The 25158-nt window shown below is 72.6% G+C and carries 19 protein-coding genes; 2 read left to right on the top strand and 17 right to left on the bottom strand.

Annotated features, from left to right (window positions below; translation table 11 throughout):
* Positions 1-65: 65 nt before the first annotated feature.
* The 5 genes from UIS43_RS22695 to UIS43_RS22675 all read right to left on the bottom strand — a co-directional run bounded on the left by UIS43_RS22695 (position 66) and on the right by UIS43_RS22675 (position 6876).
* Positions 66-1280, bottom strand: a complete 1215-nt coding sequence (locus UIS43_RS22695; protein ID WP_013151279.1) for a hypothetical protein — start codon at positions 1278-1280, stop codon at positions 66-68.
* 399 nt (positions 1281-1679) lie between these two features.
* The gene (locus UIS43_RS22690) at positions 1680-3020 is read right to left on the bottom strand and encodes an ammonium transporter (RefSeq protein WP_370011643.1); all 1341 of its coding nucleotides are present in this window, start codon (positions 3018-3020) and stop codon (positions 1680-1682) included.
* Positions 3021-3523: 503 nt separating this feature from the next.
* On the bottom strand, positions 3524-4708 hold the full coding sequence (gene ftsY / locus UIS43_RS22685; RefSeq protein ID WP_013151277.1) for a signal recognition particle-docking protein FtsY: 1185 nt from the start codon (positions 4706-4708) through the stop codon (positions 3524-3526).
* 130 nt (positions 4709-4838) lie between these two features.
* Positions 4839-5873 carry an iron ABC transporter permease gene (locus tag UIS43_RS22680; RefSeq protein WP_013151276.1) on the bottom strand — a complete coding sequence of 345 codons (1035 nt, stop codon included), beginning with the start codon at positions 5871-5873 and terminating at the stop codon, positions 4839-4841.
* Between the two features lies 1 nt (position 5874).
* Entirely contained in the window at positions 5875-6876 is a 1002-nt protein-coding gene (locus UIS43_RS22675) for an ABC transporter substrate-binding protein (protein WP_358170959.1), read from the bottom strand.
* A gap of 639 nt (positions 6877-7515) precedes the next feature.
* Between UIS43_RS22675 and UIS43_RS22670 the strand changes: the two genes are divergently transcribed.
* Positions 7516-10167 (top strand): S8 family serine peptidase, encoded by a 2652-nt coding sequence (locus tag UIS43_RS22670; RefSeq protein ID WP_013151274.1) that lies wholly within the window; start codon positions 7516-7518, stop codon positions 10165-10167.
* 310 nt (positions 10168-10477) lie between these two features.
* On the opposite strand, the gene smc is transcribed toward UIS43_RS22670, so the two are convergent.
* From smc to recG, 10 genes are all read right to left on the bottom strand, one after another.
* Positions 10478-14023 carry a chromosome segregation protein SMC gene (smc, locus tag UIS43_RS22665; protein WP_370011639.1) on the bottom strand — a complete coding sequence of 1182 codons (3546 nt, stop codon included), beginning with the start codon at positions 14021-14023 and terminating at the stop codon, positions 10478-10480.
* Positions 14024-14391: 368 nt separating this feature from the next.
* Positions 14392-14583, bottom strand: a complete 192-nt coding sequence (locus UIS43_RS22660; protein WP_013151272.1) for a hypothetical protein — start codon at positions 14581-14583, stop codon at positions 14392-14394.
* A gap of 356 nt (positions 14584-14939) precedes the next feature.
* Entirely contained in the window at positions 14940-15227 is a 288-nt protein-coding gene (locus UIS43_RS22655; RefSeq protein WP_212641399.1) for an acylphosphatase, read from the bottom strand.
* Positions 15228-15286: 59 nt separating this feature from the next.
* Complete coding sequence (mutM, locus tag UIS43_RS22650; protein ID WP_370011636.1) at positions 15287-16141, bottom strand: bifunctional DNA-formamidopyrimidine glycosylase/DNA-(apurinic or apyrimidinic site) lyase; 855 nt, start codon at positions 16139-16141, stop codon at positions 15287-15289.
* 7 nt (positions 16142-16148) lie between these two features.
* The gene (gene rnc / locus UIS43_RS22645; RefSeq protein ID WP_013151269.1) at positions 16149-16895 is read right to left on the bottom strand and encodes a ribonuclease III; all 747 of its coding nucleotides are present in this window, start codon (positions 16893-16895) and stop codon (positions 16149-16151) included.
* 548 nt (positions 16896-17443) lie between these two features.
* Positions 17444-17620 (bottom strand): 50S ribosomal protein L32, encoded by a 177-nt coding sequence (rpmF, locus tag UIS43_RS22640; protein ID WP_013151268.1) that lies wholly within the window; start codon positions 17618-17620, stop codon positions 17444-17446.
* A gap of 137 nt (positions 17621-17757) precedes the next feature.
* Positions 17758-18300: a DUF177 domain-containing protein gene (locus tag UIS43_RS22635; RefSeq protein WP_041552178.1), complete on the bottom strand. Its 543-nt coding sequence runs from the start codon at positions 18298-18300 to the stop codon at positions 17758-17760.
* 241 nt (positions 18301-18541) lie between these two features.
* A complete protein-coding gene (gene coaD, locus UIS43_RS22630) occupies positions 18542-19036 on the bottom strand; it encodes a pantetheine-phosphate adenylyltransferase (protein WP_013151266.1) in 495 nt (164 codons plus the stop codon).
* Between the two features lie 361 nt (positions 19037-19397).
* Entirely contained in the window at positions 19398-19979 is a 582-nt protein-coding gene (gene rsmD / locus UIS43_RS22625) for a 16S rRNA (guanine(966)-N(2))-methyltransferase RsmD (protein WP_013151265.1), read from the bottom strand.
* A gap of 42 nt (positions 19980-20021) precedes the next feature.
* Positions 20022-22229, bottom strand: coding sequence for an ATP-dependent DNA helicase RecG (gene recG, locus UIS43_RS22620; protein WP_041552176.1), 2208 nt, complete (start codon positions 22227-22229; stop codon positions 20022-20024).
* Between the two features lie 549 nt (positions 22230-22778).
* On the opposite strand from recG, the gene rpmB reads away from it, so the two are divergent.
* Entirely contained in the window at positions 22779-22964 is a 186-nt protein-coding gene (rpmB, locus tag UIS43_RS22615; protein ID WP_013151263.1) for a 50S ribosomal protein L28, read from the top strand.
* A gap of 157 nt (positions 22965-23121) precedes the next feature.
* On the opposite strand, the gene UIS43_RS22610 is transcribed toward rpmB, so the two are convergent.
* On the bottom strand, positions 23122-23787 hold the full coding sequence (locus tag UIS43_RS22610; protein WP_013151262.1) for a cellulose binding domain-containing protein: 666 nt from the start codon (positions 23785-23787) through the stop codon (positions 23122-23124).
* A gap of 256 nt (positions 23788-24043) precedes the next feature.
* A complete protein-coding gene (locus UIS43_RS22605) occupies positions 24044-25036 on the bottom strand; it encodes a thiamine-phosphate kinase (RefSeq protein ID WP_117198783.1) in 993 nt (330 codons plus the stop codon).
* Positions 25037-25158: the final 122 nt, after the last annotated feature.

Genomic DNA, 25158 nt, shown 5'->3' with positions numbered 1-25158 from the left:
AGGGCGGGAACACCGTCCCCGCCCTCGGCAGCCGTGCGCTCGGGGCCGCGGCCCCGCCGGTACCTCTAGTTGCCCTCTTCCTCGGCCGTCTCCGACGCCTCCTCGGAGGGGGAGGCCCCGCCCGACAGGGTGGCCTCGCGCTGCTCGGAAAGGGCGGCCAGCATCTCCTCCTGCTGGCCGCCGGTCAGGCCGCGCGTGGACAGCTGGGCCTCACCGTCGATCGGGTAGGTCTGCTGGACGGAGCTGACGATGTTGTAGTCGGCGCTGCACGAGAGCTCCAGCGTGCCGCCCGCCTCCAGGGTGCCGCTGTCCTCGCAGGTCTGCTCGCCGATGTCGGCGTTGCTGAAGGTGACGGCCATGCTCACGGCCACCTCGCCGCTGCCGTCTCCGCCCGCGTCGCGCACGGTCCCGGTCCAGGTGCAGTTGGGGCCGTCCTCGCACGTCATGGAGGGGCTGCCCTCCCAGCCGACCTCGATGCGGGCGTCCCGGGAGGAGGTCAGCTCCTCCTCGGTGGCGGCGGTGACGCCGTCGTAGAGCTCCTCGACGGCGGCGGTCTCGGCCTCGGCCAGGTCCAGGCGGACCTGGGGGCCGGTCTCGGCCTCCTCGGGGACGAGCTCCTCGATGGCGATGCGCTGGATCTGGCTGGTCTCGGCGTTGATCCAGACCTGGTTGCGCTCGCCCGCCAGGTCGATCCGGTAGGTGAGCGTGCCATCCAGGTTCTCCTCGACGGCCTCCTCCGAGTCCAGCTCGATGCCGCCCAGGATGGCGGAGAGCTCCGGCGGGGCCAGGGAGACGCTCGGGTTGAACCCGGCCTGGGCCGAGGAGGCCCGCACCCAGTTCCCGTCGAAGTCGTCGAAGTCGGGGCTGAAGACGCCCTGGTCGAGCCAGAAGTCCTCCGCGGCCCGCAGGAACATCCTGCCGTCCGCGCTGATCAGCTCGGCCTCGATGCCGTTGGCGCGGATGGTGCCGCTGGCCGTGCCGCCGTCGGCGACGGTCAGCGAGGCGTCGCGCACGTCGGCGGAGCCGACGCTCTCGGCCACCTGACCGGTGGCGGTGAGCGCCGGGTAGGCGGCCAGGTCGGCCAGGGCCTGCTCCATCAGCGGCGCCGCGGCGACCGGCTCGGCGGCCTCCGGGCTGGGCTCCTCCTCGCCGCCGCCCCCGGGGCGCAGGTGGCTGAGGTCGATGGAGCAGCCGGACAAGCCGAGGGCGACGACCGCGCCCGCGGCGGCGAGGGCCACGCGCCCGCCTCTGCGACCCGTGATGTGACTAACCGGCGCCATCTTGCCTCCTGACCCCGACATGTGGGGCACTGTACGAATCAGCATGGTTTCCGGGTGGACGGCGGGGTGGACGCGCCGGTCCCCGACCCGTTCCTGGTGTGGGATGCGAATGCGCGGCTCCCGGTTGTGCCGCGTGCCCCTTTTCGGGGGAGCCGGGAACGGGGCCGCCCGCGTGGCGGAGCCGTCGGTCGGGCGCCGTGCGCCCGGGCTCTACCGCCGTACCGCTCAGAGGGTACCGAACGGATACACAGGCCACAGCCAATACGGTGCCAGAAATGCCCATATATGCCATGAAAAGTGGCTGAGCACACGAACGGGGCTGACGGAGATCTCTCTCCGTCAGCCCCTGGACACCTCGCCGGATCAGTGGCGCAAGGCCCGCGGCCTCGACGCTGAGGTCTAGGCCTTGGCCTTCGGCGAGGCCGTCTCCCCGCCCGGAGGCGTCGGCAGGGAGACCGCTTCCGTCGCGTCCTCGAGCTCGTCGAGTTCGTCGAAGGCGTAGGCGGACTCGGCGTGCAGCTCGTGGTCCAGACCGTTGGTCTCCACCTCCTCGGGGATGCGGAACCCGATGACGAGGTGGATGACCTTGGCGATGACCCAGGTGACGGCGAAGGAGTAGAGCATGACGCCGATGACGGCGATGGTCTGGACGGCCAGCAGGCCGATGCCGCCGCCGTAGAGCAGGCCGTCGGAGCCGCCCGCCACACCCGCGGCGACCAGGCCGAGGATCAGGGAGCCGACGATACCGCCGACCATGTGGATGCCCACCACGTCGAGCGCGTCGTCGTACTTGAACTTGAACTTCCAGCTGATGGCGTAGGCGCAGACCGCACCGGAGAGCAGGCCGACGACGATGGCGCCGAGCGGCGTGACGTTGGCGGCGGCCGGGGTGATGGCGACCAGGCCCGCGACGGCGCCGGAGGCGAAACCCAGCGCGCTGACCTTGCCGTAGCGGAAGCGCTCGACGAGCATCCAGGCGCCGGTGGCGGCGGCGGTGGCGACCTGGGTGTTGACCAGGGCCAGGGCGGCGGTGCCGTCGGCGGCGTAGGCCGAGCCCGCGTTGAAGCCGAACCAGCCGAACCACAGGAGCGCGGTGCCCAGCAGGACGAACGGCAGGTTGTGGGGGCGCATCGACTCCGAGCCGAAGCCCTTGCGGCGGCCCAGGACGAAGGTCAGCGCCAGCGCGGCGGCGCCGGCGTTGATGTGCACCGCGGTGCCGCCCGCGAAGTCGATGACCGTGTAGCCGCCGATCTCCAGCTGCTCGATCCAGCCCTCGCCCCAGACCCAGTGGGCGACGGGGAAGTAGACCAGGAGAGCCCAGACCGGGACGAACAGCAGCCAGGCGCCGAACTTGGCGCGGTCGGCGATGGCGCCGCTGATGAGGGCCACGGTGATGACCGCGAACATCATCTGGAACCCGGCGTCGACCAGCAGCGGGTAGCCGCCGGTGCCGTCCTCGGCCGCGGGCTCGATCTCACCGATCAGGTTGGACAGGCCGACGTAGTCCAGGCCGCCGATGAAGGTGTCGAGCGCCCCGGGCCCGTCGGAGTAGGTGAGCGAGTGGCCGATGACGACCCAGAGCACGCTCACGACCGCGATGCTCGCGAAGCTCATCAGCATCATGTTGAGGACGCTCTTGGCCCGTGACATGCCTCCGTAGAAGAAGGCCAGGCCCGGGGTCATGAGCATCACGAGGGCTGCGCTGATCAGCAGCCACGCCGTGTTGCCGGAGTCAATCATTGCGTCGCCTCCATAGGACGGACGGGGGATTGTGTCTGTGAGGGCGGCGGTCAGCGAGCGCATCATCGGGCCCGATGCAGAACACCACGCAGGCAACTGTCGGACCGGGGTGTTTCTCGCCAGGACCCGGTGTGTTGCGCGCCGGTAAAAGGACAGACGGCAGTGTTAAGGCGCCATGAACCGAAGCCCCAGTCCGCGCGAACGCACGTGCATCGGCACAGAGCGACCCCCGTCACACCACCGGTGGGCGACACCGCGGGCACGCAGGGTCACATCTCACGGGTTCGGCGCGGGCGCGGTCAGGTACCGGCGCGCCCGTGTTGCGCCGGGGTTTCCGTCACGTGTCGTGCGTCACATCCGCGTTCCGCCCCCGGACACGGGCGGGGCGGACGGGGGCGCGGGCGGCGACGCGCGTCGGCGGACCCGCCCCGGCCGCGAGGGGCCGGACACGAGAAGGCCGGACACCCGTGCGGATGTCCGGCCGTGCGTCGTCGGGTCCCCCGTCACTCCGTGGACAGGATCGCGTCCACGAAGACCTCGGGGTCGAAGGGCGCCAGGTCGTCGGGGCCCTCGCCGAGCCCGACGAGCTTGACCGGCACGCCCAGTTCGCGCTGGACCTGCACGATGATGCCGCCCTTGGCGGTGCCGTCGAGCTTGGTCAGGGCGATGCCGGTGACGTTGACGACCTCGCCGAACACCCGGGCCTGGCGCAGGCCGTTCTGCCCGGTGGTCGCGTCCAGGACGAGCAGGACCTCGTCCACCTGGGACTTCTTCTCCACCACCCGCTTGACCTTGCCCAGCTCGTCCATGAGCCCGGTCTTGGTGTGCAGGCGTCCGGCGGTGTCGATGATGACGGTGTCGGCCCCCTCCTCGACGCCGCGCGCCACGGCGTCGAAGGCCACGCTGGCGGGGTCGGCGCCCTCCTCCTTGCGCACGACCGGGGCGCCCACGCGGCTGCCCCAGGTCTCCAGCTGTTCGGTGGCGGCGGCGCGGAAGGTGTCGGCGGCGCCGAGCACGACGCTGCGGCCGTCGCCGACCAGGACGCGGGCCAGCTTGCCGGTGGTGGTGGTCTTGCCGGTGCCGTTGACCCCGACGACCATGACCACGCCCGGGCGTCCGTCGTGCGGGCCGGTGCGCACGGCGCGGTCGGCCCCGGTGGTGATCTGGGCGAGCAGCTCCTCGCGCAGCAGCGTCCGCACCTCCTCCGTGCCGCGGGTTCCCAGGACCTTGACGCGCGTGCGCAGGTTCTCCACGATCTGCGCGGCGGAGGCGACACCGATGTCGGCGGTGATGAGGGTGTCCTCGATCTCCTCCCAGGTGTCCTCGTCCAGGGAGTCGGAGGACAGGAGGTTGAGCAGCCCCTTGCCGAAGGCGTTCTGCGAGCGGGCCAGCCGCGCGCGCAGGCGGACCATGCGCCCGGCCGAGGGCGGCGGGGTCTCCAGCTCCGGCGGGGCGGGCTCGACGGTCTCCCGCACGGGCGGGGGCGCCTGGGCGGGGGGCGTGCTGACGGTCCCCGGATCCCGCTCCCGGTCCTCCACGGCGGTGGCCCCGGCGGCGGCGCCGGTGGGTTCGGGTTCGGTCTCGTCCTTGCCCGGTTCGACCGAGCGCCGGGTCGTGACCAGGAAGAACCCACCGGCGGCCAGGAGCACGACGGCGATGATGATGGCGACGAGCAAGGTGATGTCCATAGCACCTTCCAGTGTTCCAGAGTGTGCGACGCGTTCGCGTCACGGCCGGGTGGCGCGCCGGGAACGAAGCGGGTACCGGTAGGCCCCTCCCCTTCCGGGGCGCCCCGGAACCACCGGTGACAGCGGGAACTCAGGTGCCGCGGTGGCGCGTGGTGCGCAGGATGAGCACGAAGAAGGGCGCGCCGAGGAAGGCGGTGACCACGCCGATGGGCAGCTCCGCGGGGGCGATGAGCGTCCGGGCGACGATGTCCACCAGGACCAGGAAGGCGCCGCCGAGGAGCACGGTGACCGGCAGGATCGCCCGGTAGTTGGAGCCCACCAGGCGGCGCACGACGTGCGGGACGACGATCCCCACGAAGCCGATCAGGCCGCTCACCGACACGGCGGCGGCCGTGGCCAGGGACGCCGCGCCGATCACCACGATGCGCACGGCGGCCGGGTTCAGTCCCAGGCTGACCGCCTTGTCGTCGCCCAGGGCGAGCATGTCCAGCAGGTAACCGCTGGCCAGCAGGACGGCCAGTCCGACCACCGCGTACGGGGCGACCAGCCGCACGTCGTCCCAGCCGCCCCTGCCGAGTCCGCCGAGCAGCCAGGCGAAGATGCGCTGGAGTTCGTCCACGCCCATCTGCTGGACCAGGGTCTGGGCGGCGGACAGGAACGAGGAGACGGCCACGCCCGCCAGGACGAGCGCGGCGGTGCCGCCCCCGCCCGCGGTGGACCCGAGCAGGTAGGCGGCGGCCACGCCGAGCAGGGCGCCGGCGAACGCGGCGACCGGGACCAGGGCGCGCGGGGAGTCGCTGAACTGCGCGCCGAAGACGATGACCGTCGTCGCGCCGAGCCCGGCCCCGGCGGCGGCGCCGAGGAGGTAGGGGTCGGCCAGCGGGTTGCGGAACACGCCCTGGTAGGCGCCGCCCGCGGTGGCCAGGAGGGCGCCGACGAGCGCGCCCATCACCACGCGCGGAAGGCGCAGCTCCACCAGGACGGCCGCCTCCCGTTCGGTGAGGGGGGACTGCGCACCGAACGGCAGGAGACTGAGCAGGTGCCGGGCGATGTCGGCCGCGGAGAGGGAGGCCGCTCCGGCGGAGACGCCGAGCAGGGCCGCCGCGAGCAGCGCGACCGACCCGCCCGCGACCCACCCCAGGGGGAAGCCGGCACCGCCCCGCACGTCAGTCCGCCGCGTTCTCGGTGACGGCCCGGCCGACCAGCTCGGCGAACTCGACCACACGCGGCCCCCAGCGGGAGGCGATGTCGGCGTCGAGCAGGTAGACGGCGTCGTTCCGCACCGCGGTGACGGTGTCGAAGGCGGGGCGCCCGGCCACGTCGGCGACCGTCGACTCGTCCCCGTAGGACAGGAAGATCAGGTCCGGGTTCTGCTCCACGACGTACTCCTGGGACAGCTGCGGGTAGCCGCCCGAGGCCCCGTCGGCGTCGGCCTCGTCGGCGATGTTGACCAGGCCGAAGGACGCGTAGATCTGGCCGACGAAGGTGTCGGAGGTGGCGGAGTAGGAGGTCTCGTCGAGCTCCTGGTAGAAGGACAGGCCGGCGTCGCCGGTCTCCTCGCACACGCCCTCGACGATCGCGTTGAACTCGTCCTCGACCCGCGCGGCCTCGGCGTCGGCCTCCTCGGTGTGGCCGGTGACGTCGCCGAGCATGCGGATCTGGGCGTAGGTGTCCTCCAGGTCCTGGGCGGCGTCCAGGACCAGCGACGGGATGCCGACGTCCTCCAGCTGGGCGGCGGTCGCCTCGGCGCTGCGGGCGAGCAGGACCAGGTCGGGGTCGTACTCGGTGATGGCCTCCACGCTGGGTTCGAAGCCGCTCAGCGAGGTGGTGGGGGCCTCCTCCGGGTAGTCGGAGTACTCGTCGGCGGCCTCGACCCGGTCGCCCGCGCCGATGGCGAAGAGCATCTCGGTGTGGCTGGCCGACAGGGAGACGATCCGCTCGGGGGCCTCCTCGACGGTGACCTCGCCGGTGGCGTCGGTGACGGTGACGGGGAAGGTGCCGTCGCCCACGGAGAGGCGCTCGGGGTCGGGCTCCGGGGGCCCGCAGGGGACGGAGGCGGCCTCGGTGGCGGGCTCGGCCTCGGGCTCGCCGCCGTCCGGTGCACCGCAGGCGGTCAGGGCGAGCACGGCGCCGAGAAGGACGGGGGAAAGGTGGCGTGCGGTCCGCACGGTGCTCCTTGTCGGGCGGGGGGAAGGAGCTGCGCGGTCCCGACGGAGGCGGCCTGTCCTTCCCACGAGGACGGGGACGTCGGTGTCGGGGAGGCGACCTGGCTCGTCCCCCGAGGGGGCCTCACAGTTGCGGGACAGCGCCGGGTTGGACGGCCGGTTGTGGCCGCGCCACCGGACTTCGCTCCGTCGACACCGTTCGGGCCGCCCGCGGGCGGCCCGGAACCCCCAGCGTACTCGGCCCGCCGCATGCCCCCGCGGTCACCCCGACGGCTACTCTGGCCTGCGCTTTCTCCGGCGGGGCCGCGCCTCTTCACCGAGGGCGGCAGGGAAGGCGCCGCACGGTAACGGACCACCCTTTTTCGCATCTTTTATTGCTTTCGCGAAAAAAGAGAAGAATGCCGGTTTTGATTACTTCTGCAAAGCAGAGGGATGGTTCAGGCCCCTGTGTGTCCAGATTGAGCCTTGGTGAGCATTGACACTTTCATGGCGCACGGCAATGATCTCGTTGCTATGCGCGCCGACTAACCGATGACGGACATTAAGCGGCGTATCCCCCTGAGCACCACAGCCTTACCCAGTGGGGTACCCCCGCTCCCCCGGTGTCCTGAGGCGCGCACCGAGAAGGGATGTGTTGACAAGGTGGTACCCCACCGCACGCGCCTGGCGTCGCTCGCCGGGTTGACACTCGTCGCGGGCCTGGTCGCGGCCGCACCGGCCAGCGCCGACGACGCCTCCGAGCTCGCCCCCCTGCACCCCGCCCCCTCCGCCGAGAACGGCGAACTGACCCACCAGGCGGACGGCCTGTGGTTCATCGAACTGGAGAGCCCCCCGACCACCGCCGGCACCTCCTCGGCACAGGTCGAGAACGAGCACGAGGCGTTCCGCGCCGAGGCCGAGGAGTCGGGCCTGGAGTACACCGAACGGCACTCGTTCGGCGACCTCTGGAACGGCTTCTCCGTGGAGATGGACGACGCACAGGTGGGCACGGCACGGGAGATCCCCGGTGTCAGCGCCATCTACCCCGTCGTCACCTACGAGGTCCCCGAGGGCGACACCAGCGTCCCCGACCTGGACACCGCGCTGCCGATGACCGGGTCCGACATCGCCCAGAACGAACTCGGCCTCACCGGCGAGGGACTGCGCGTGGCAGTCATGGACACCGGCGTCGACTACACCCACCCCGACCTGGGCGGCGGCGGCTTCCCGAACGACAGGGTGGTCACCGGGTACGACTTCGTCGGCGACGACTTCAACGCGGGTGACCCCACCACCGTGCCCGCCCCCGACGACGACCCCCAGGACTGCCACGGCCACGGCACCCACGTGGCCGGGATCGTCGGCGCCCGGGGCGAGGTCACCGGTGTGGCGCCCGGCGTGGACTTCGGCGCCTACAAGGTGTTCGGCTGCGAGGGCTCCACCACCTCCGACATCATGATCGCCGCCATGGAGCGGGCCCTGGCCGACGACATGGACGTGCTCAACATGAGCATCGGCTCGGCGCACTCCTGGCCGCAGTACCCCACCGCGGTCGCCTCCGACAACCTGGTCGACGAGGGCATGGTCGTGGTCGCCTCCATCGGCAACGAGGGCGACACCGGCCTGTACTCCGCGGGCGCCCCCGGCCTGGGCGAGGACGTGATCGGCGTCGCCTCCTACGACAACACCCACATCCGGTCCGCGTCGGCGACCGCCAACCCCAGCGGCGAGACCCTGGCCTACATGGAGATGGGCGAGGCCTCCCCGCCGCCCGCCTCGGGCGAGACCGACGAACTCGTCCACGTCGGACGCGGCTGCCCGTCCCTGGGCGACGAACTGGAGGCCGACCCCGAGGGCAGAACAGCCCTGATGGTGCGCGGCGCGTGCACCTTCGCCGAGAAGTACGACGCGGCCGTGGCCGCGGGCGCCACCGGCGTGGTGATGTACAACAACGTCCCCGGCATGTTCGCGGGCGGCGGCATCGTCGACCAGGGCGCGTTCTCCATCGGGATCTCCGACACCTCCGGCGCCCACCTGCTGGAACTCCTGGAGGGCGACGAGCCCGTCACCCTGTCCTGGACCGGTGAGAGCACCACCATCCCCAACCCGACCGGCGGGCTGATCAGCTCCTTCAGCTCCTTCGGCCTGTCCCCCGACCTGGCCCTGAAGCCGGACATCGGCGCGCCCGGCGGCCTGATCAACTCCACCTACCCCATGGCCAAGGGCGGCTACGCCACCATCAGCGGCACCTCGATGTCCTCGCCGCACGTGGCGGGCGGCGTCGCGCTGCTGCTGGAGGCCCGCCCCGACCTCGGCGCGCACGAGGTGCGCGACGTCCTCCAGAACAGCGCCGACCCCAAGGCCTGGTGGGGTGACCCCGACGCGGGCTACACCGACAACGTCCACCGCCAGGGCGCGGGCATGATGGACGTGCCCGGCGCCGTGCTGGCCACCACCGCCGTGACCCCGGGCAAGCTGTCCCTGGGCGCCACCGAGGGCGAGGTGACCGAGACGATCACCATCGCCAACGACGGTGACGAGGAGGCCACCTACACCCTGGACCACGAAAGCGCTCTGGGCACCCACGGCAACACCTTCACCCCCGGTTACAACGACGCCTCCGCCGAGGTGGCCTTCGACCGGGACGAGGTGACCGTCGCGCCGGGCGGCACGGCCGAGGTGCAGGTGACCTTCACCCCGCCCGCCCAGGACTTCCAGCAGATGATCTACGGCGGCTACGTCTCCGTGGCCGAGACCGGCGGCGAGACCTACCGGGTCCCCTACGCCGCCTACAACGGCGACTACCAGCAGATCGAGGCCATGACCCCGATCACCGACGGCAGCGGCAACGTGCTCGAACTGCCGTGGCTGACCAGGATCACCGAGTGCGGCGCGTTCTCCGGCCTGGAGTGCGTGGGCGAGGGCGGCGGCACGTTCGAGAACCAGCCCGAGGGCGCCGCCTACACCCTGGAGTGGGTCGACGGCCTGCCCGACGTCCCGTACGTCATCGCGCACTTCGACCACCACGTCACGCTGCTGGAGATGACCGTCGTCGACGAGCGCACCGGGCGCCCCGTGCACCCGGACCGCAACGTCGGGGTGTCGGTGGACCACGTGAACCGCAGCGCGACCGGGACGTCGTTCTTCAGCTACGCGTGGGACGGCACGGTCCTGGACCGCCACGACCGGATCACCCCGGTCCGGGACGGCCAGTACCGCCTGGAGGCCCGCGCGCTCAAGGCGCTCGGCGACCCGGACAACCCCGACCACTGGGAGACCTGGACCTCCCCGGTCATCACCATCGACCGCGGCTAGCAGCACCCCTCGGGGCTCCGCTCAGGCCGGTTCCCCAAGGGGGCTGGTTCGGGCGTCCACGGGGTTCTGGAGGATTCGTGGGTGGGACTGCGGGGAACGAGCCGTCACACCGGAGGATCCGAAGGTTCCCGTTCTTCGGACGCCCGAACAGGGAAAAACCGCGCGCAGCGCCCGTTGAGGGTGGTAGCCCGCCTCAGCGCGAAGCGCCCCCGGCGGGCGATGGCGGGCGACGGTCGGGCCAAAGCGAAGCGGAGGCCCGAAGAAGGCACGGGGCCGCTCTCCCCTCCGGGAGGGCGGCCCCGGTCGTGCGTCAGGCGGGGCGCTCCAGCTTCTGGCTGATCACCTGGGAGATGCCGTCACCCTGCATCGTCACGCCGTACAGCGCGTCGGCCGCCTCCATGGTGCGCTTCTGGTGGGTGATCACGATCAGCTGCGAGGCGGCCCGCAGCTCCTCGAAGATCACCAGCAGGCGCTGGAGGTTGGTGTCGTCCAGGGCCGCCTCGACCTCGTCCATCACGTAGAACGGGGACGGCCGGGCCTTGAAGATCGCGGCCAGGAAGGCCACCGCGGTCAGGGAGCGCTCGCCGCCGGAGAGCAGGGACAGGCGCTTGACCTTCTTGCCGGGCGGACGGGCCTCCACCTCCACACCGGTGGTCAGCATGTCCTCGGGCGAGGTGAGCAGCAGCCGCCCCTCGCCCCCGGGGAAGAGCCGCCCGAAGATCGCCGCGAACTCCCGCTCCACGTCCAGGTAGGCGGAGGAGAACACCTCCTGCACCCGGGCGTCGACCTCCTGGACGATGTCCATCAGGTCCCGGCGGGTCTTCTTGAGGTCCTCCAGCTGGGCGTTGAGGAAGGCGTGCCGCTCCTCCAGCGCCGCGAACTCCTCCAGCGCGAGCGGGTTGATCTTGCCCAGCTGGTTGAGCTGGCGCTCGGCGGCCTTGGCCCGCTTGGCCTGCACCTCGCGCACGTACGGCAGCGGGACCGCGTCCTCCTCGGCGTCGCCCGGAGGGGGCACGGGCACGTTCGGCCCGTACTCGGCGACGAGGGTGGGCACGTCGACGCCCATCTCCTCGCTCGCCCTGACCTCCAGCTGCTCCAGGCGCAGGCGGCGCTCGGCCCGGGCCACCTCGCCGCTGTGCGCCGAACTGGTCAGCTTCTCCAGGTCGACGGACAGCTCGCGGACGCGGGCGCGCACGGTCCGCAGCTCGGCGTCGCGCGCCTCCTTGTCCGCCTCGGCGGCGGTGCGCTCGGCCTCGGCCGCGGCCAGGGACACCGTGATCCGCTCCAGGGCCAGGCGGGCGCCCTCGGCGGCGGCCTCGGCGATGGTGGCCTGCGCGGCGCGGGTGCGTCGGCGCTCGGCGGCGCGCTCCATGGCGCGGCGCTCCTCGAAGGCCTGGGCGCGCAACCGCTCGGCGCGGCCCTCGATCGAGCGGGCGCGCTCCTCGGCGGTGCGCACCGACAGGCGGCGCTCCATCTCCGTGGCGCGGGCCCGCGAGGCCTGGGCGGCGAGCTCGTCGCGGGTCTCGGGGTCGGGCGCGTCCTCCTCGATGGAGGCGGCCACCTCCTCGGCCTCGGCCAGCTCCTCCTCCAGCCGCTCCAGCTTGGCGGCCTCCTCGCCGCGCGCGGCGGCGGCCTTGGCGGCGGCGGCCGCGTACCGCTCGGACTCGGCCTCGGCGGAACGGGCCTGCCCGCCCAGCTTGCCCAAGCGCTGCGCGGACTCGTTGCGCCTGCGGTCGCCCTGGCGGCGGCGCGCGGTCAGCTCCTCGACCTCGGCTGCCAGGTCGGCGCGCTCGCGCCTGCGCTCCTCCAGCTCGGCGGCGATCCGTCCGGCGGCCTCGGTGGCCGTCTCCAGCCTCCCGGCCGCCTCGTCCACGGCCGCCTGGACCTCCAGCAGGCTCGGCGCGGCGGCCGAACCGCCGTGCACCAGCGCGGCGGAGAACACGTCCCCCTCGGGGGTGACGGCGCGCACGCCGGGGACCTTGCGGACCAGGTCGCGGGCGGCGTGGGCGTCGGCCGCCAGCGCGGTGCGGTCCAGCAGGGCGGTGACCGCTCCGGCCAGGTGTTCGGGGGCGACGACGGCGTCGAGGGCGTAGCGGACCCCGGAGGGCAGCACGGGCCACTCCCCGCGGGGCACCGCGGGGACCGCCTGGGCGATGACGATCCCGGCACGGCCGGCGTCCTCGGACCGGAGCAGGTCGAGCGCGGCCACGGCGGTGTCGGGGTCGCTGACCGCGACCGCTCCCGCGGCCGTGCCGAAGGCCGCGGCCACGGCGGTCTCCTGACCGGACTCGACCTGGACGAGGGCGGCGAGGCTGCCGAGCATCCCCGGCAGGTCGGCGCCCAGGAGGGTGCCGGCGCCGTCCTTGTGCGCCAGCCCCAGCTCCAGAGCCTCCTTGCGCGCGGCGAGCGCGGCCCGCTCCCCCTCGGCGGTGCGCTCGGCGTCGCGCAGCCGGTTGATCCCGGCGTCGGCCTCGGACAGGCGGCGGGCCGCCTCCTCCTGGGCAGCGTCGAGTTCGGCGTCGCCCTCGTCGAGACCGGCCGCCTCCTCGGCGGCCATCTCGTACTCGGCCTGGGCCCGCTCCGCGCGTTCGGCGGCCTGGCGGGCGGACTCCTCCAGCCGGGTGATCTCGTCCCCGTTCGAGGCCAGTCGGCCGCGCAGGCTCTCCACCCGCGCGGACAGCCGCACGAGGCCCTCCCTGCGCTCGGCGGAGGCGCGGTTGGCGGCCTCCAGCCGCTTCTCCTCGCGGTGCAGGGCGTCCTCGGCGGCGGAGCGCTCGATGACGGTGGCCTCCAGGGCCTCGCGGGCCTCCTCCAGCCGGGTGAGCAGCTCCTCCTCCTGGGCGGCGGCCTCCTCGGCCTCCATCTCCAGTTCCTCGGGGTCGCGGCGGTGGACGGGCTCGTCGGAGACGGAGGCCAGGTTGCGGTGGCGCTCGTTGGCCAGGCCGCGCACGGCGTCCAGGCGCTCGGTCAGGCGCGACAGCGCGTGGTAGGTCTCCAGGGCGCGGGCCAGGGCGGGCGCGGCCTCGGCGGCCTGCGCCTCCAGCTCGGTCTCGCGCTCCTGGGTCTGGGTGAGGGCGGCCTCGGCGGCCCCGCGGCGGGCGAGGACCTCCTTCTCGTCCGCCTCCTCCTTGGCCAGCTGACCGGTGAGCGTGACGATGTCGTCGGCGAGCAGGCGCAGGCGGGCGTCGCGCAGGTCGGCCTGGATGACGGCGGCCCTGCGGGCCAGCTCCGCCTGGCGGCCCAGGGGCTTGAGCTGGCGGCGCAGCTCCGCGGTGAGGTCGGTGACCCGGTCCAGGTTGCCCTGCATCGCGTTGAGCTTGCGGATCGCCTTCTCTTTGCGCTTGCGGTGCTTGAGGATGCCCGCGGCCTCCTCGATGAGGGCGCGGCGCTCCTCGGGACCGGCGTGCAGGACGGTGTCCAGCTGCCCCTGGCCGACAATAACGTGCATCTCACGGCCGATGCCGGAGTCGCTGAGCAGGTCCTGGATGTCCAGGAGACGGCAGGTGTCGCCGTTGATGGCGTACTCCGAGCCGCCGTTGCGGAACATGGTCCGCCGGATGGTGACCTCGGTGTAGTCGATGGGCAGCGCACCGTCGGTGTTGTCGATGGTGAGGCTGACCTCGGCGCGGCCCAGCGCCTGGCGGGTGGAGGTGCCCGCGAAGATGACGTCCTCCATCTTGCCGCCGCGCAGGGACTTGGCCCCCTGCTCCCCCATCACCCAGGACAGGGCGTCCACCACGTTGGACTTGCCCGAGCCGTTGGGACCGACCACACAGGTGATCCCGGGCTCGAAACGCAAGGTGGTGGCCGACGCGAACGACTTGAAGCCGCGCAGCGTCAGATTCTTCAGGTACACCCACACCTCCCACGACGGTCACCGTTGATACACAGCGCGACCACCTAAGGGTGCCACGAAGCGGTGACCTGAGGGTGGGGTTCGGGCTGGTGTCCCGGGCGGACGGCCCTGGGGCCCGCGCCCGGGCGGGGAAGAGGGGGGATGTCCGGCGGACACGTAGGGTTGCGAAAGGGTCCGCCGGGTACAACGGTAAAAAGAGCCGCAAGGGAAAGGAAAGACTGCGGCGAAGCGGACTGGGGACAAGCAGACCCGGTCCGTCGACGGTTCGGCCAGGGACGCCTGGCTCGCGTGTTCGGCGTCCCCGTCAGTGGGTCGAGCACATCGGAAAGAGCAGCTCTGGCTGCGCCCGAAACGTCGACGTCGTCAGGTCAGGCGAGCGCCGGCTCGCGGTCGGTCGCGCCGGAGGCGGCATCGGTGACGGCCATGCTGAGCTGGTCGTTCTGTGCCTGGAGACGGCTGATCTCGTCCTCAAGGTCGCGTACCCGGTTCCGGAGCCGCCGCACCTCCGAGACCATCCGGGGGTCGGAGACGCCGACGTGGCCAAACAGAGCCTTCGCCATGATGTGGGTCCTCCACACTGAGTGACCAGTGGTGATCCGCGCACGTGATGTCCCGTGGAAAGCCGACCGATGGTGGTCCGGCCCGGGTGGAAGATCTGCGCGATGTGTCTTCCAGAGTCTCACTGTGCGCGCCGCTGGTCAAGATTGGATTACGACAGTCAGTAACGGCCACGCCCCGGACAGGCATCCAGGGCAGGTGGCAGCGCACGATCCGAACACGGCCACCCCGGGTCCAGCCGGAACGCGCGGACTGGCCGCACGACGGTCGCCTCACACCCCGCGAGGTCCCGCCGCGAGTCCCTGGGGACCGCCGCGGTCGCGCGGTGTGCTCGAATCGCGTTACCCCACAAGCATACTCACCGTTCGTCGAATCCGGTGAACGTCCCCCCAGACGAGGACCAACGTTCGACCACGGAGTCCACACGACCGGGTGTTGCACCGCCCCTGAGATGGCCAAGAAGCCGTTCGCACGCGCCCCTGGGGCCCTCGGCGACCACCTCGACGCGGCCGTCCCGCAGGTTCGTCGCCGCCCCGACCAGACCCAGTTCCAGCGCCTTGGACCGCGTCCACCAGCGGAAACCCACGCCCTGCACGTGCCCGCGCACCCACGCGGTCACCCGGACGGCCTCGACCTCGTCCCCCACGGACGGACTCCTTACTTACCTGGCAGACATACTTTGCTTGCCGACACGCCAAAGGGGCCTTATGCGCGGCCGCGGGGTGCCCGCTGGCAGGTGGGACAGCTGTAGGAGGAGCGGTTCATGAACGCCTCGCGGACGATCAGGGCGCCGCACCGCCCGCACGGGCGGTCACGGCGGCCGTAGGCGTTGAGCCCGCGCTCGAAGTAGCCGCTCTCCCCGTTGACGTTGACGTACAGGCCGTCGAAGGTGGTGCCGCCCACCTCCAGGGCCTCGTTCATCACCTGGACCACGTGGCCCAGCAGCTCCACCGCCTCGGCGTCGGACAGCTCCCGCGTGGAGCGCGCCCAGTGCAGCCGGGACCGCCACAGCGCCTCGTCCGCGTAGATGTTGCCCACCCCGCTGATCAGCGACTGGTCCAGCAGAGCCCGCTTGACCTCGGTGCGCCGGGCCCGCAGCGCCCGCACGAAGTCCTCGGCGACGAAGTCGGGGTCCAGCGGGTCCAGGGCGATGTGGTCCACCGACGAGGGCACGTCCTCGCGTACCCCGGGCACGTCCACCATCAGGTGGCCGAAGGTGCGCTGGTCGACGAAGCGCAGCTCGGTGCCGTCCGACAGGGGCAGGCGCACCCGCAGGTGCCTCTCGTCGGGCTTGCCCTCGGGCTGGACCAGCATCTGCCCGCTCATGCCCAGGTGGGTGAGGAGCATCTCGCCGTTGTCCAGGACGAGCCACAGGTACTTGCCGCGGCGCCGCGCGGCGGTGGGCACGCGGCCCGACAGGCGGGCGGCGAAGTCGGCGGGACCGGGCAGGTAGCGGCGCACCGCGCGGGGGTGCAGGACCTCGACGGCGCCGACCGTGCGGCCCAGGGCGTGTTCGGCCAGGCCTCGCCGGACGACCTCGACCTCGGGGAGTTCGGGCACGGCCGCCTCACCCCTGCCCGTCGCCGGAGACGGCACCGGCCGCGCCGGCGGCCTCGGAGCGGGCCTTGATGGCCTTCCACGCGGACTCGGCGGCCTGCTGCTCGGCCTCCTTCTTGCTGCGCCCCTCGCCCAGGCCGTAGCTCTCCCCCGCGACGCGGACCGTCGCGCGGAAGGTCTTCTGGTGGTCGGGCCCGCTCTCGTCCACGTGGTACTCGGGGACGCCCAGCATCTCGGCCGCGGTCAGCTCCTGGAGGGAGGTCTTCCAGTCCAGGCCCGCGCCCAGCCCGGAGGCGGTGGCGATGAGCGGGTCGAAGAGGCGGTGCACGAACTCCGAGGCCACGTCCAGACCGCGGTCCAGGTAGACGGCGCCGATGACGGCCTCCAGGGTGTCGGCGAGGATCGAGGACTTGTCGCGGCCCCCGGTCCCCTCCTCACCGCGGCCGAGCCGGATGTAGGCGCCGACGCCCAGCCCCCGGGCGACGTCGGCGAGGGCGCGCATGTTGACCACGGCGGCGCGCAGCTTGGCGAGCTGCCCCTCGGGCAGGTCGGGGTGCTTGCGGAAGAGGGTGTCGGTGACCACCAGGCCGAGCACGGAGTCCCCGAGGAACTCCAGGCGCTCGTTGGTGGGCAGACCGCCCTTCTCGTAGGCGTAGGAGCGGTGGGTCAGCGCCCTGAGCAGGATCTTCGGATCGACTTCGACGCCGATGGCCTGGTGGAACGCCTTGGCTTCGGAGACGGGGAGTTGGTTGGCCACTCGTTCACTTCCCTGTTCGTACGCGCCGGGCTGCGGCGCGCGGACGGCTGGAGTCGGGTGCGGCCCCCGCGGCTCCGTCAGGGTGCTCGAAAACGAGGTGACCGTCGCGGGAGGCTCCGCTCCCCCGGCAGCCACCACGAACTCGGGAACCCGGGAGAACCCGGACCGCCGTGCGGCGCGCGCACGCTCCCGCGCGCCGGTGCTCGTCGTGTATCACGCTTTGTTCCTCGACATCACTCTACAAACCCGCGTACGGCGGCGCTCGGGGAGTACGGGGACAGGGGTCCGAATCCGCGCGGACACCGCCCGCACCGGCGCGGGCACCCGCCGCGCACGCGGGGAGGCACGGGCACGGGCACGTGACTCAGCACGTGCACGGGCGCGGCCGCTCAGACCGCCCGCCGACCGGTGACAGCACTTCGGGGCGGACCCCTGTGCGGGATCCGCCCCGAGATGGCTGGGGAACCGGGTACGAGGACCCGGACCCGTCATCCGCCGGACGCGTTCGGCTGCGGTGCGCAGGACCAGCGATGTGATCCACGGCGCGCCTAGGCCGGGTTGGTGACCTGGCGGTTGTTGTAGGTGCCGCAGGTCGGGCACGCGATGTGGGGCTGCTTGGGGTCGCGGCAGCGCGGGCAGTTGACCAGCACCGGGCGCGACGCCTTCCACTGGGAACGGCGGGTCCGGGTGTTGCTCCGCGACATCTTCCGCTTCGGGACGGCCACTTCAATCCTCCTGGGTCACCCCCGCGCGGTCGCGGGAGGTCGCTTCTCTCGGTCACCCCGCGCACTGTGGCGGGGAAGGTGTGCCCCGGTCGGCGGGGGCGCGCCCGGGGGCGGCCGTCCGCGATCGGTGCACGAGCTCATCGTTCGCCGGGGTCGTCCGCGATCTCGCGGAGCGCCTCCCAACGCGGGTCGATGTTGTCGCCGTGGCCGTGGTCGGGCCCGGCCTCGGCGATTTTGGCACCGCACTCGGAGCACAGGCCGGGGCAGTCCGGACCGCACAACGGCGTGAGCGGGAGCGCGAGCACGACGGCGTCTCGGACCACGGGTCCGAGGTCGAGGAGATCGCCCTCCAGATAGTAGTCCTCATCCTCGTCGTCCGCGTCCTCGCCCGTCACCGCCGCCTCGTCGTCGGCGGAGTACCGGTACAGCTCCTGGAATCCGGCCTCGACGCCCTCCGAGATCGGGTCCAGACAGCGCGAGCACTCCGCGGTGAGCTGGCCGCGGGCGGTGCCGGTGACGAGGACTCCCTCCATCACCGCCTCCAGGCGCAGGTCCAACTCGACCTCGCTGCCCTCGGGCACGGCCGCCATCGCCGTGGCGAACGCCTCGGGGACGGTCACGATGCGGTTGACGGTCCGCATCGACCCCGGCTGGCGGCCCAGCTGGCGGGTGTCGACCACGAACGGGTCACGAGGATCTAGGCGAGACAGGGTCATCGGGCTTTCACGAGGATTGCGGGCGCAGCACCGGACGCGCGGGAGGCGTCGCGTGCGACGGGCACGGCCGGTGTCGGGGCACGCCGAGAACCGACGGTACCCATGGTCAAACCGAGATTGTACCCAGCATGTACCCTGCCGCCCAAATCAGCCCCCGGCCCGGTGGCGGGGAGGACGGCGGAGCCGGGCGCCCGGAGGCCCCGGATCAGAGGCCCTCGGACCTCTTCTGCTCGTACTTCTCGCGCAGTCGCTCCTGGACGTAGGGGGTGACCAGGCTGGAGACGTCCCCGCGGTGCTGGGCGATCTCGCGCACGAGGCTGGAGGACAGGAAGGAGTACTGCGGGTTCGCCGTCATGAACACGGTCTCCACGCCGGAGAGCTGGTAGTTCATCTGGGCGATCTGGAGCTCGTAGTCGAAGTCGCTGACCGAGCGCAGGCTGCGGACGATGGTCTCGATGCCATTCGACCGGCAGAAGTCGACGAGGAGGCCGTCGAACTCGCTGACCCGGACGTTGTCGAACCCGGAGGCGCCCTCCCGGAGCATGTCGAGCTTCTCCGGGACCGTGAACAGGCCGCGCTTGTTGACGTTGTTGAGCACGGCGGCGACGACCTCGTCGTACTGTTTGGCCGCCCGGCCGATGATGTCGATATGACCGTAGGTCACCGGGTCGAAGGAACCCGGGCAGACGACACGGCGCACGGTGGATCGCCCCTTTCAGCAACGAACGACGTTCGGGTACCGCGATGGTAGGGGTTGGTCCCCGCGCGGATACGGGCAACACCCGCTTAGCGGTCGTCTCCGCCCGTGGTCGGGACGTGTGCGCGCTTTGGGCGCACCGCCGGCCATGACGGCCGAACCGGGCCTCCCCCCTCCCGAACCGGCGTCCTCCTCCTGGCCGTGTTCTAACCCCGCTTCCCTCCGTCGCCCGGGAGGCGCGCCGGGGCTGGGGGCGAGGCGTACGGGGCGGGAGGCCCAGCGCGCGGGGCTGGGACGGGTGTGGTGCGGGTGTCAGGTGAGGGTGGTGGTGGGCGACGGGCACGGAAGTACCGCGCCGCAGGCGTCAGGTGAGGGTGGTGGTGGGCGACGGGCGGGCGTACCAGAGAACCGCCTCCCCGTACCCCCGGCTGCGGTCGCGTTCCAGGCCCTCGGGCCAGGAGGGTTCGGCACCGCGCTTGGAGCGTTCGACGACGACCACGGCGTCCTCGGCCAGCCAGCCGCGGCCGACCAGGTCGGCCAGCACCCCGGCGACCTCGGCGTCGGTGACGGCGTAGGGCGGGTCGGCGACGACGACGTCGTAGGGGTCGCCGGTGTTGTCCGCGCCGACCACCCGTTCCACGCGGTCGGCGACCAGGCGCGCCCCGGGGAGCCCGAGCGTCTGGATGTTGTCCCGCAGCACCTGGGCCGCCCGGCGGTCGGCCTCCACCAGCAGCGCGTGCGCGGCGCCCCGGGACAGGGCCTCCAGGCCGATGGCCCCCGAGCCCGCGTACAGGTCCATCACCCGGGCGCCGTCGAGGGAGCCGAGGTCGGACTGCACGGAGGAGAACAGCGCCTCGCGGGCCCGGTCGCTGGTGGGGCGGGTGTTACGGCCCTCGGGGACGGAGATGCGCCGTCCACCGGCCGTACCGGCGATGATGCGGGTCATGCCCCCACGGTAGCGGCCGGGGTGCGCGGGCGCCCCGGCCGCTCAGGCCTTGTCCAGGTACTCCGCACGTTCCTCGGGCAGCAGCGTCTCCAGCGCCTGGGCCAGCGGCGGGTGCCCGGTCAGCCCGGGATCGGCCGCCACGTAGGCCGTGGCCTCCTCGCGCGCCTCCCCGATGAGCTCCTCGTCCTTGAGCAGGGTGAGCATCCGCAGGCTGGACCGGGCTCCGGACTGCGAGTCGCCCAGCACGTCGCCCTCGCGGCGCATCTCCAGGTCCACCCGGGAGAGTTCGAAGCCGTCGGTGGTCGCGGCCACCGCGGCCAGCCGTTCACGCGCCGGGGAACCCTCCTCGGCGTCGGTGACCAGCAGGCACAGCCCCGGCAGCTGGCCCCGGCCGACCCGGCCGCGCAGCTGGTGCAGCTGCGAGACGCCGAAGCGGTCCGCGTCCATGATGACCATCACTGTGGCGTTGGGCACGTCCACGCCCACCTCGATGACGGTGGTGGAGACGACGGCGTCGGTGTCCCCGGCCGAGAACCGGCGCATCACCGCGTCCTTGTCGTCGGGCGCCATCCGGCCGTGCAGGACCTCCACGCGCAGTTCGGAGAGCGGCCCCTCCCGCAGCCGCGCCGCCACGTCGAGCACCGCCAGGGGCGGCCGGGCGCCCGCGGCCTCCTCGCCGTCGCCCGCGCCGACCTCCTCCTCCGCCTCCTCCTTGGCGTCGTCGCCGATCCGCGGGCAGACCACGAAGGCCTGGTGCCCGCCGCCCGCCTCCTCCCGGATGCGCTCCCAGGCCCTGGCCAGGAAGTGCGGCTTCTCGCTCGCGGGCACCACGTGCGTGGACACGGGCGCGCGACCGGTGGGCAGCTGGGTGAGCGCGACCACGTCGAGGTCGCCGTAGACGGTCATCGCGACGGTGCGCGGGATGGGCGTGGCCGTCATGACCAGCACGTGGGGGCGCCCGTCCACGGCCTTCTCCCGCAGGGCGTCGCGCTGCTCCACGCCGAACCGGTGCTGCTCGTCGACCACCACCAGCCCCAGGTCGGCGAAGGACACGTGCTCCTGGAGCAGGGCGTGGGTGCCCACGACGATCCCCGCGGCGCCGGACGCCGCGTCGAGCAGGGCCTCCCTGCGGGCGGCGGCGTTCATGGAACCGGTGAGCAGCGCCACCCGCGTGGCGTTCTCCGCGCCGTCGATCTGTCCGGCGCGGCCGAGCGCGCCGAGCATGGCGCTGATGGACCGGTGGTGCTGCTGGGCCAGGACCTCGGTGGGCGCGAGCATGACGGCCTGGCCGCCGGAGTCCACGACCCGGAGCATGGCCCGCAGCGCGACCAGGGTCTTGCCCGCGCCGACGTCGCCCTGGAGCAGGCAGTGCATGGGGTGGGCGGCGTCGAGCCGCTCGGCGAGGCGTTCGCCGACCTCCCGCTGGCCCTCGGTGAGCGTGAAGGGCAGCTGGGCGTCGAAGGCGTCCAGGAGACCGCCGACCGCGCCGGGCCGGGGCTTGGCCGGCAGGTCCTCCGCGCGGTGGCGCCGCTGGGCGAGCGCGAGCTGGAGGACGAAGGCCTCGTCCCACTTCAACCGGCGGCGGGCGGCGCCGACGTCGGACCACTCGGCGGGGCGGTGGATCCGGCGCAGGGCGTCGGCGACGCCGAGGAGCCCGCGCCGTTCGCGCAGTTCGGGGGGCAGCGGGTCGGGCAGGCTGTCCACGTCGGCGAGGACGATGTCGACGGTGCGGGCGATGGTGGTGGAGTCCAGGCCCTTGACCGCCGGGTAGACGGGGATGAGCTCCTCTGCGTAGGCCCGGGCCCGCTCGCCCTCGTGGCCGTCCTCGTCGAGGAGTTCGTACTGGGGGTGGTCGAGCTGGCGGCGGCCCTTGAAGGTGGAGACCCGGCCGGAGAACATCGCCAGGCGCCCGGGGACGAGGGCCCCCTGGTGGTAGGAGCCCCGGTTGAAGAAGGTCAGGTGCAGGCGCCCGGTGCCGTCGGTGACGGTGGCCTCCATCATGTCCATGCGGCGTCGTCCCTGCCGCGCGGGCACGGTGCGCCGCTTGGCGTCCAGGACGCGGGCCTGCACGGTGACCTCCTCGCCCTCGCGCAGTGCCGCGAGATCGGTCAGGTCGCCGCGCCGGTCGTAGCGGCGCGGGTAGTAGCGCAGCAGGTCGCCGAGGGTGTGCAGATCGAGCTTCTCGGCGAGGGCCTTGGCCGTCTTGCCCCTGAGGGGCCCCCTGCTCAGCGGTTCGTCCCAGGTGCTCACGTGTGCTTCCCGTCTCGGATCGCCGGTCACCGCCACGGTAGTCCTCCGGTGCGACGCTCGTGTGCCTTCCCACCGCCCCGGTCGGCCCGCTGGAACCCGGGGACCCCCGGGCCGGAGGGTTCCAGCGGCATCGCCGGTCCTGGAGGGCGTCCCACCGGAGGGCGGGCGCCCCGGCTCCGGCGGACGCCCCTCGGCTGTGCGGGCGCGTCTCGGGAGGGCGGGCTCTCCGGATTCCGGCGGCGGTTCCCCGCCCGCGGTTCCCGCCCCTCCCAACCGGGATATACTCGTGGAAGTTCATCGCGTTCCCGCCATGCCCGCGTGGCGTATTCGATGCTCCCGGCGCTCGCCCCGGTCGTTCTCGACCACGGTGCGGCCCGCCATCACGCGTACGGACACCGGTCGTCGGCCCGCGCTGCGCGCCTGGCCATGTCCTTCGTGTAACCTTCCACGGTTGGCGTCACCGCCGACCAGTCCGCCCGACCTCTCCCGGTCGGATGAACCTTCGCGTGCGGCGACGTGCGCGATCCCGAGCGCTTGAATGGAGTTACCGTGGCTTCTGTCTGCGACGTCTGCGGCAAGGGACCAGGGTTCGGTAACAGTGTTTCCCACTCGCACCGTCGCACCCGCCGCCGCTGGAACCCCAACATCCAGACCGTCCGCACCCGTGTGGGCGGCACGCCCAAGCGCGTGAACGCCTGCACCTCGTGCATCAAGGCCGGCAAGGTGACCCGCTAGGGTTCCCAGCCCTCCGGACCTTCCATGAAGGCCTCTGACCCTCTCGGTCGGAGGCCTTCGCCCTTTGTCGGGGACCTGTCGGAGGCCGGGTCCGCCCCGGCATCCCGGCGGGGCCCCTGCGGACCCGGAGACGGCCCGCGTCCCCGCTTCCCCCGGTTCACAGCTCGCAGACGTGCCCGTTGAGGGAGCAGCGGATCGGGCTCTGCGGCACGCCGACCGCCTCGAAGGTGAGCGCCACCGAGTCGCCCGGCTCCAGGCTGTTCTGGTCGGCGGGCTGGCGGGCCAGGATGCCGTTCTCGATCTCCGCCCAGTCCGCGCCGTTGACGTGCGTGATCTCCGCGGAGTCGAAGGCCAGGGCCAGCTCCCAGCCGTCCAGGCTGGCGTGCGAGGTGTTGGTGACGGTGACGTGGCCGCTGAAACCGACCGCCGTGGACTCCGTGACGCGGTAGACGACCGTGGTCGGCTCCGAACCCGCCTGGGTCTGCGGCCCCTGCTCCCCCTCGCCCTGGGCCGCGGGCTCCTCGGTGTCGGTCCCCGGCGAGGCGTCGTGCGTGGGCTGGACCCCGTCCTGGGTTCCGGGGGCCTCGGTCGCGCCCGGGGTGCCGCCGAACTGGAGGTAGATCTGGGTGGTGCTGTACCCGAACAGGAGCAGGCCGAGGATCACGCCGGAGACGACGAGCACGTTGAGCAGCCGCGGGGGTTCGACGCGTTTGGGGACCGTGCTCTCGATGAGGCCGCCGAGCCGCCGCAGCACGCCGACGTCCTCCGGCTCGCTGCGGTGCACACCCCGGCGGTTGCCGTTCCGCCAGCCATGCCGCCCCATAAACCGCCCCTCGACGTTGCCAGCGCCCTCCGCCGAGAGCCGCCGGTTTCCGGTCCCTCCCCCGTCGCCCTCCGCCGTGTGTGCCCCGTCCGGTGCGGGGGACACCGGCGAAGCCGTGGCTTCCTGCTCCGACCGTCGGTCGCTCCCGGGGACTTCCTGGGGCCGCCGCTTCCCGCAGGGCGGGTGCCGCGCCCGGAAAGGCCGCGTTCGCAAAGCCTAGCGCGAGAGTTAAACAGGACAAATCCCATCGGGCACCTCAGCGCCGGAAATGATCCCATCCTCCGCGAGGTGGAACCCGCCCGTCGACCGTGACCGGAATTGTGTTTTCCTCAGCGTTTTCACCTGTTGTTCGCACGACGGTTCCCACTCTGGACCAGTGGGCGGGCAGAACGGTGTGCGGCGGGAACACGGCGGCGAGGGCGTGGTCCTCTCCCCCGGCGACCATGAGGTCCCGCGCGGCCCGCTCGGCCGTGTCGGCTCCGGCCCCCAGGACGCGGACCGCCTCGACGAGCGCGGGCTCGGGGCGCAGCGCCTCCCCCTCCAGGTCGATGCGCACCCCGCTGGCCCGGCAGACGTGCCCGAGGTCCTGGGCGAGGCCGTCGCTGACGTCGAGCATGGCCGTGGCCCCGAGCCGGGCCGCCTCCGCCCCGCGGGCGTAGGGCGGGCTGGGCCTGCGGTGCTCGGACAGGCACTCGGCCGGGCCGTCGATCCCCTGTTCCAGCAGGGCGAGCCCGGCGGCCGACAGCCCCAGGTGGCCGGTGTAGGCGACCACGTCGCCGGGGCGGGCGCCGTCGCGGCGGACAGGCGCCCGCCCTTGGAGGTCGCCGAGCGCGGTGACCGCGATGGTGAGGGTGTCCGAGCCGACCATGTCCCCGCCCACGACGGCGCCGCCCGCGACCGCGCACTCGTCGCGGACCCCGGCGGTGAACTCCTCCGCCCAGGGCACCGGGAGGTCGGCGGGCGCGGCGAAGCCGATGAGCAGGCCGGTGGGGCGGGCGCCCATCGCGGCGACGTCGGCGAAGTTCTGCGCGACGGCCCGGTGCCCCACGTCACGGGCGGTGGACCACTCGCGCCGGAAGTGGCGGCCCTCGACCAGCAGGTCGGTGGTCGCGACCGTCCGGCCGTCGGGGGACGCGACGACGGCCGCGTCGTCCCCTGGTCCGAGGATTACATCGTCCGTGGTGGGGAATTGGCTCGTCACGCGTGCGATCAGAGCGAACTCACCAAGACCCCCAATGGTGTTCCGCACAGGGATCAGGGTACGGTGACGCTCCGGCGCGGTGGTCCGGACCCACGCTTGTCATCCGTCCGTCATCGGCCGCACCCTGGCTCGGCCGTGAACCACTCGCCGCTCCGACCGGCGACACGAAG

The organism is Nocardiopsis sp. LDBS0036 (assembly GCF_041228755.1).
Classification (GTDB): Bacteria; Actinomycetota; Actinomycetes; order Streptosporangiales; family Streptosporangiaceae; genus Nocardiopsis; species Nocardiopsis dassonvillei.
Note: the sequence above shows the minus strand (reverse complement) of the source record. Positions and strands in the feature narration are given on the sequence as shown.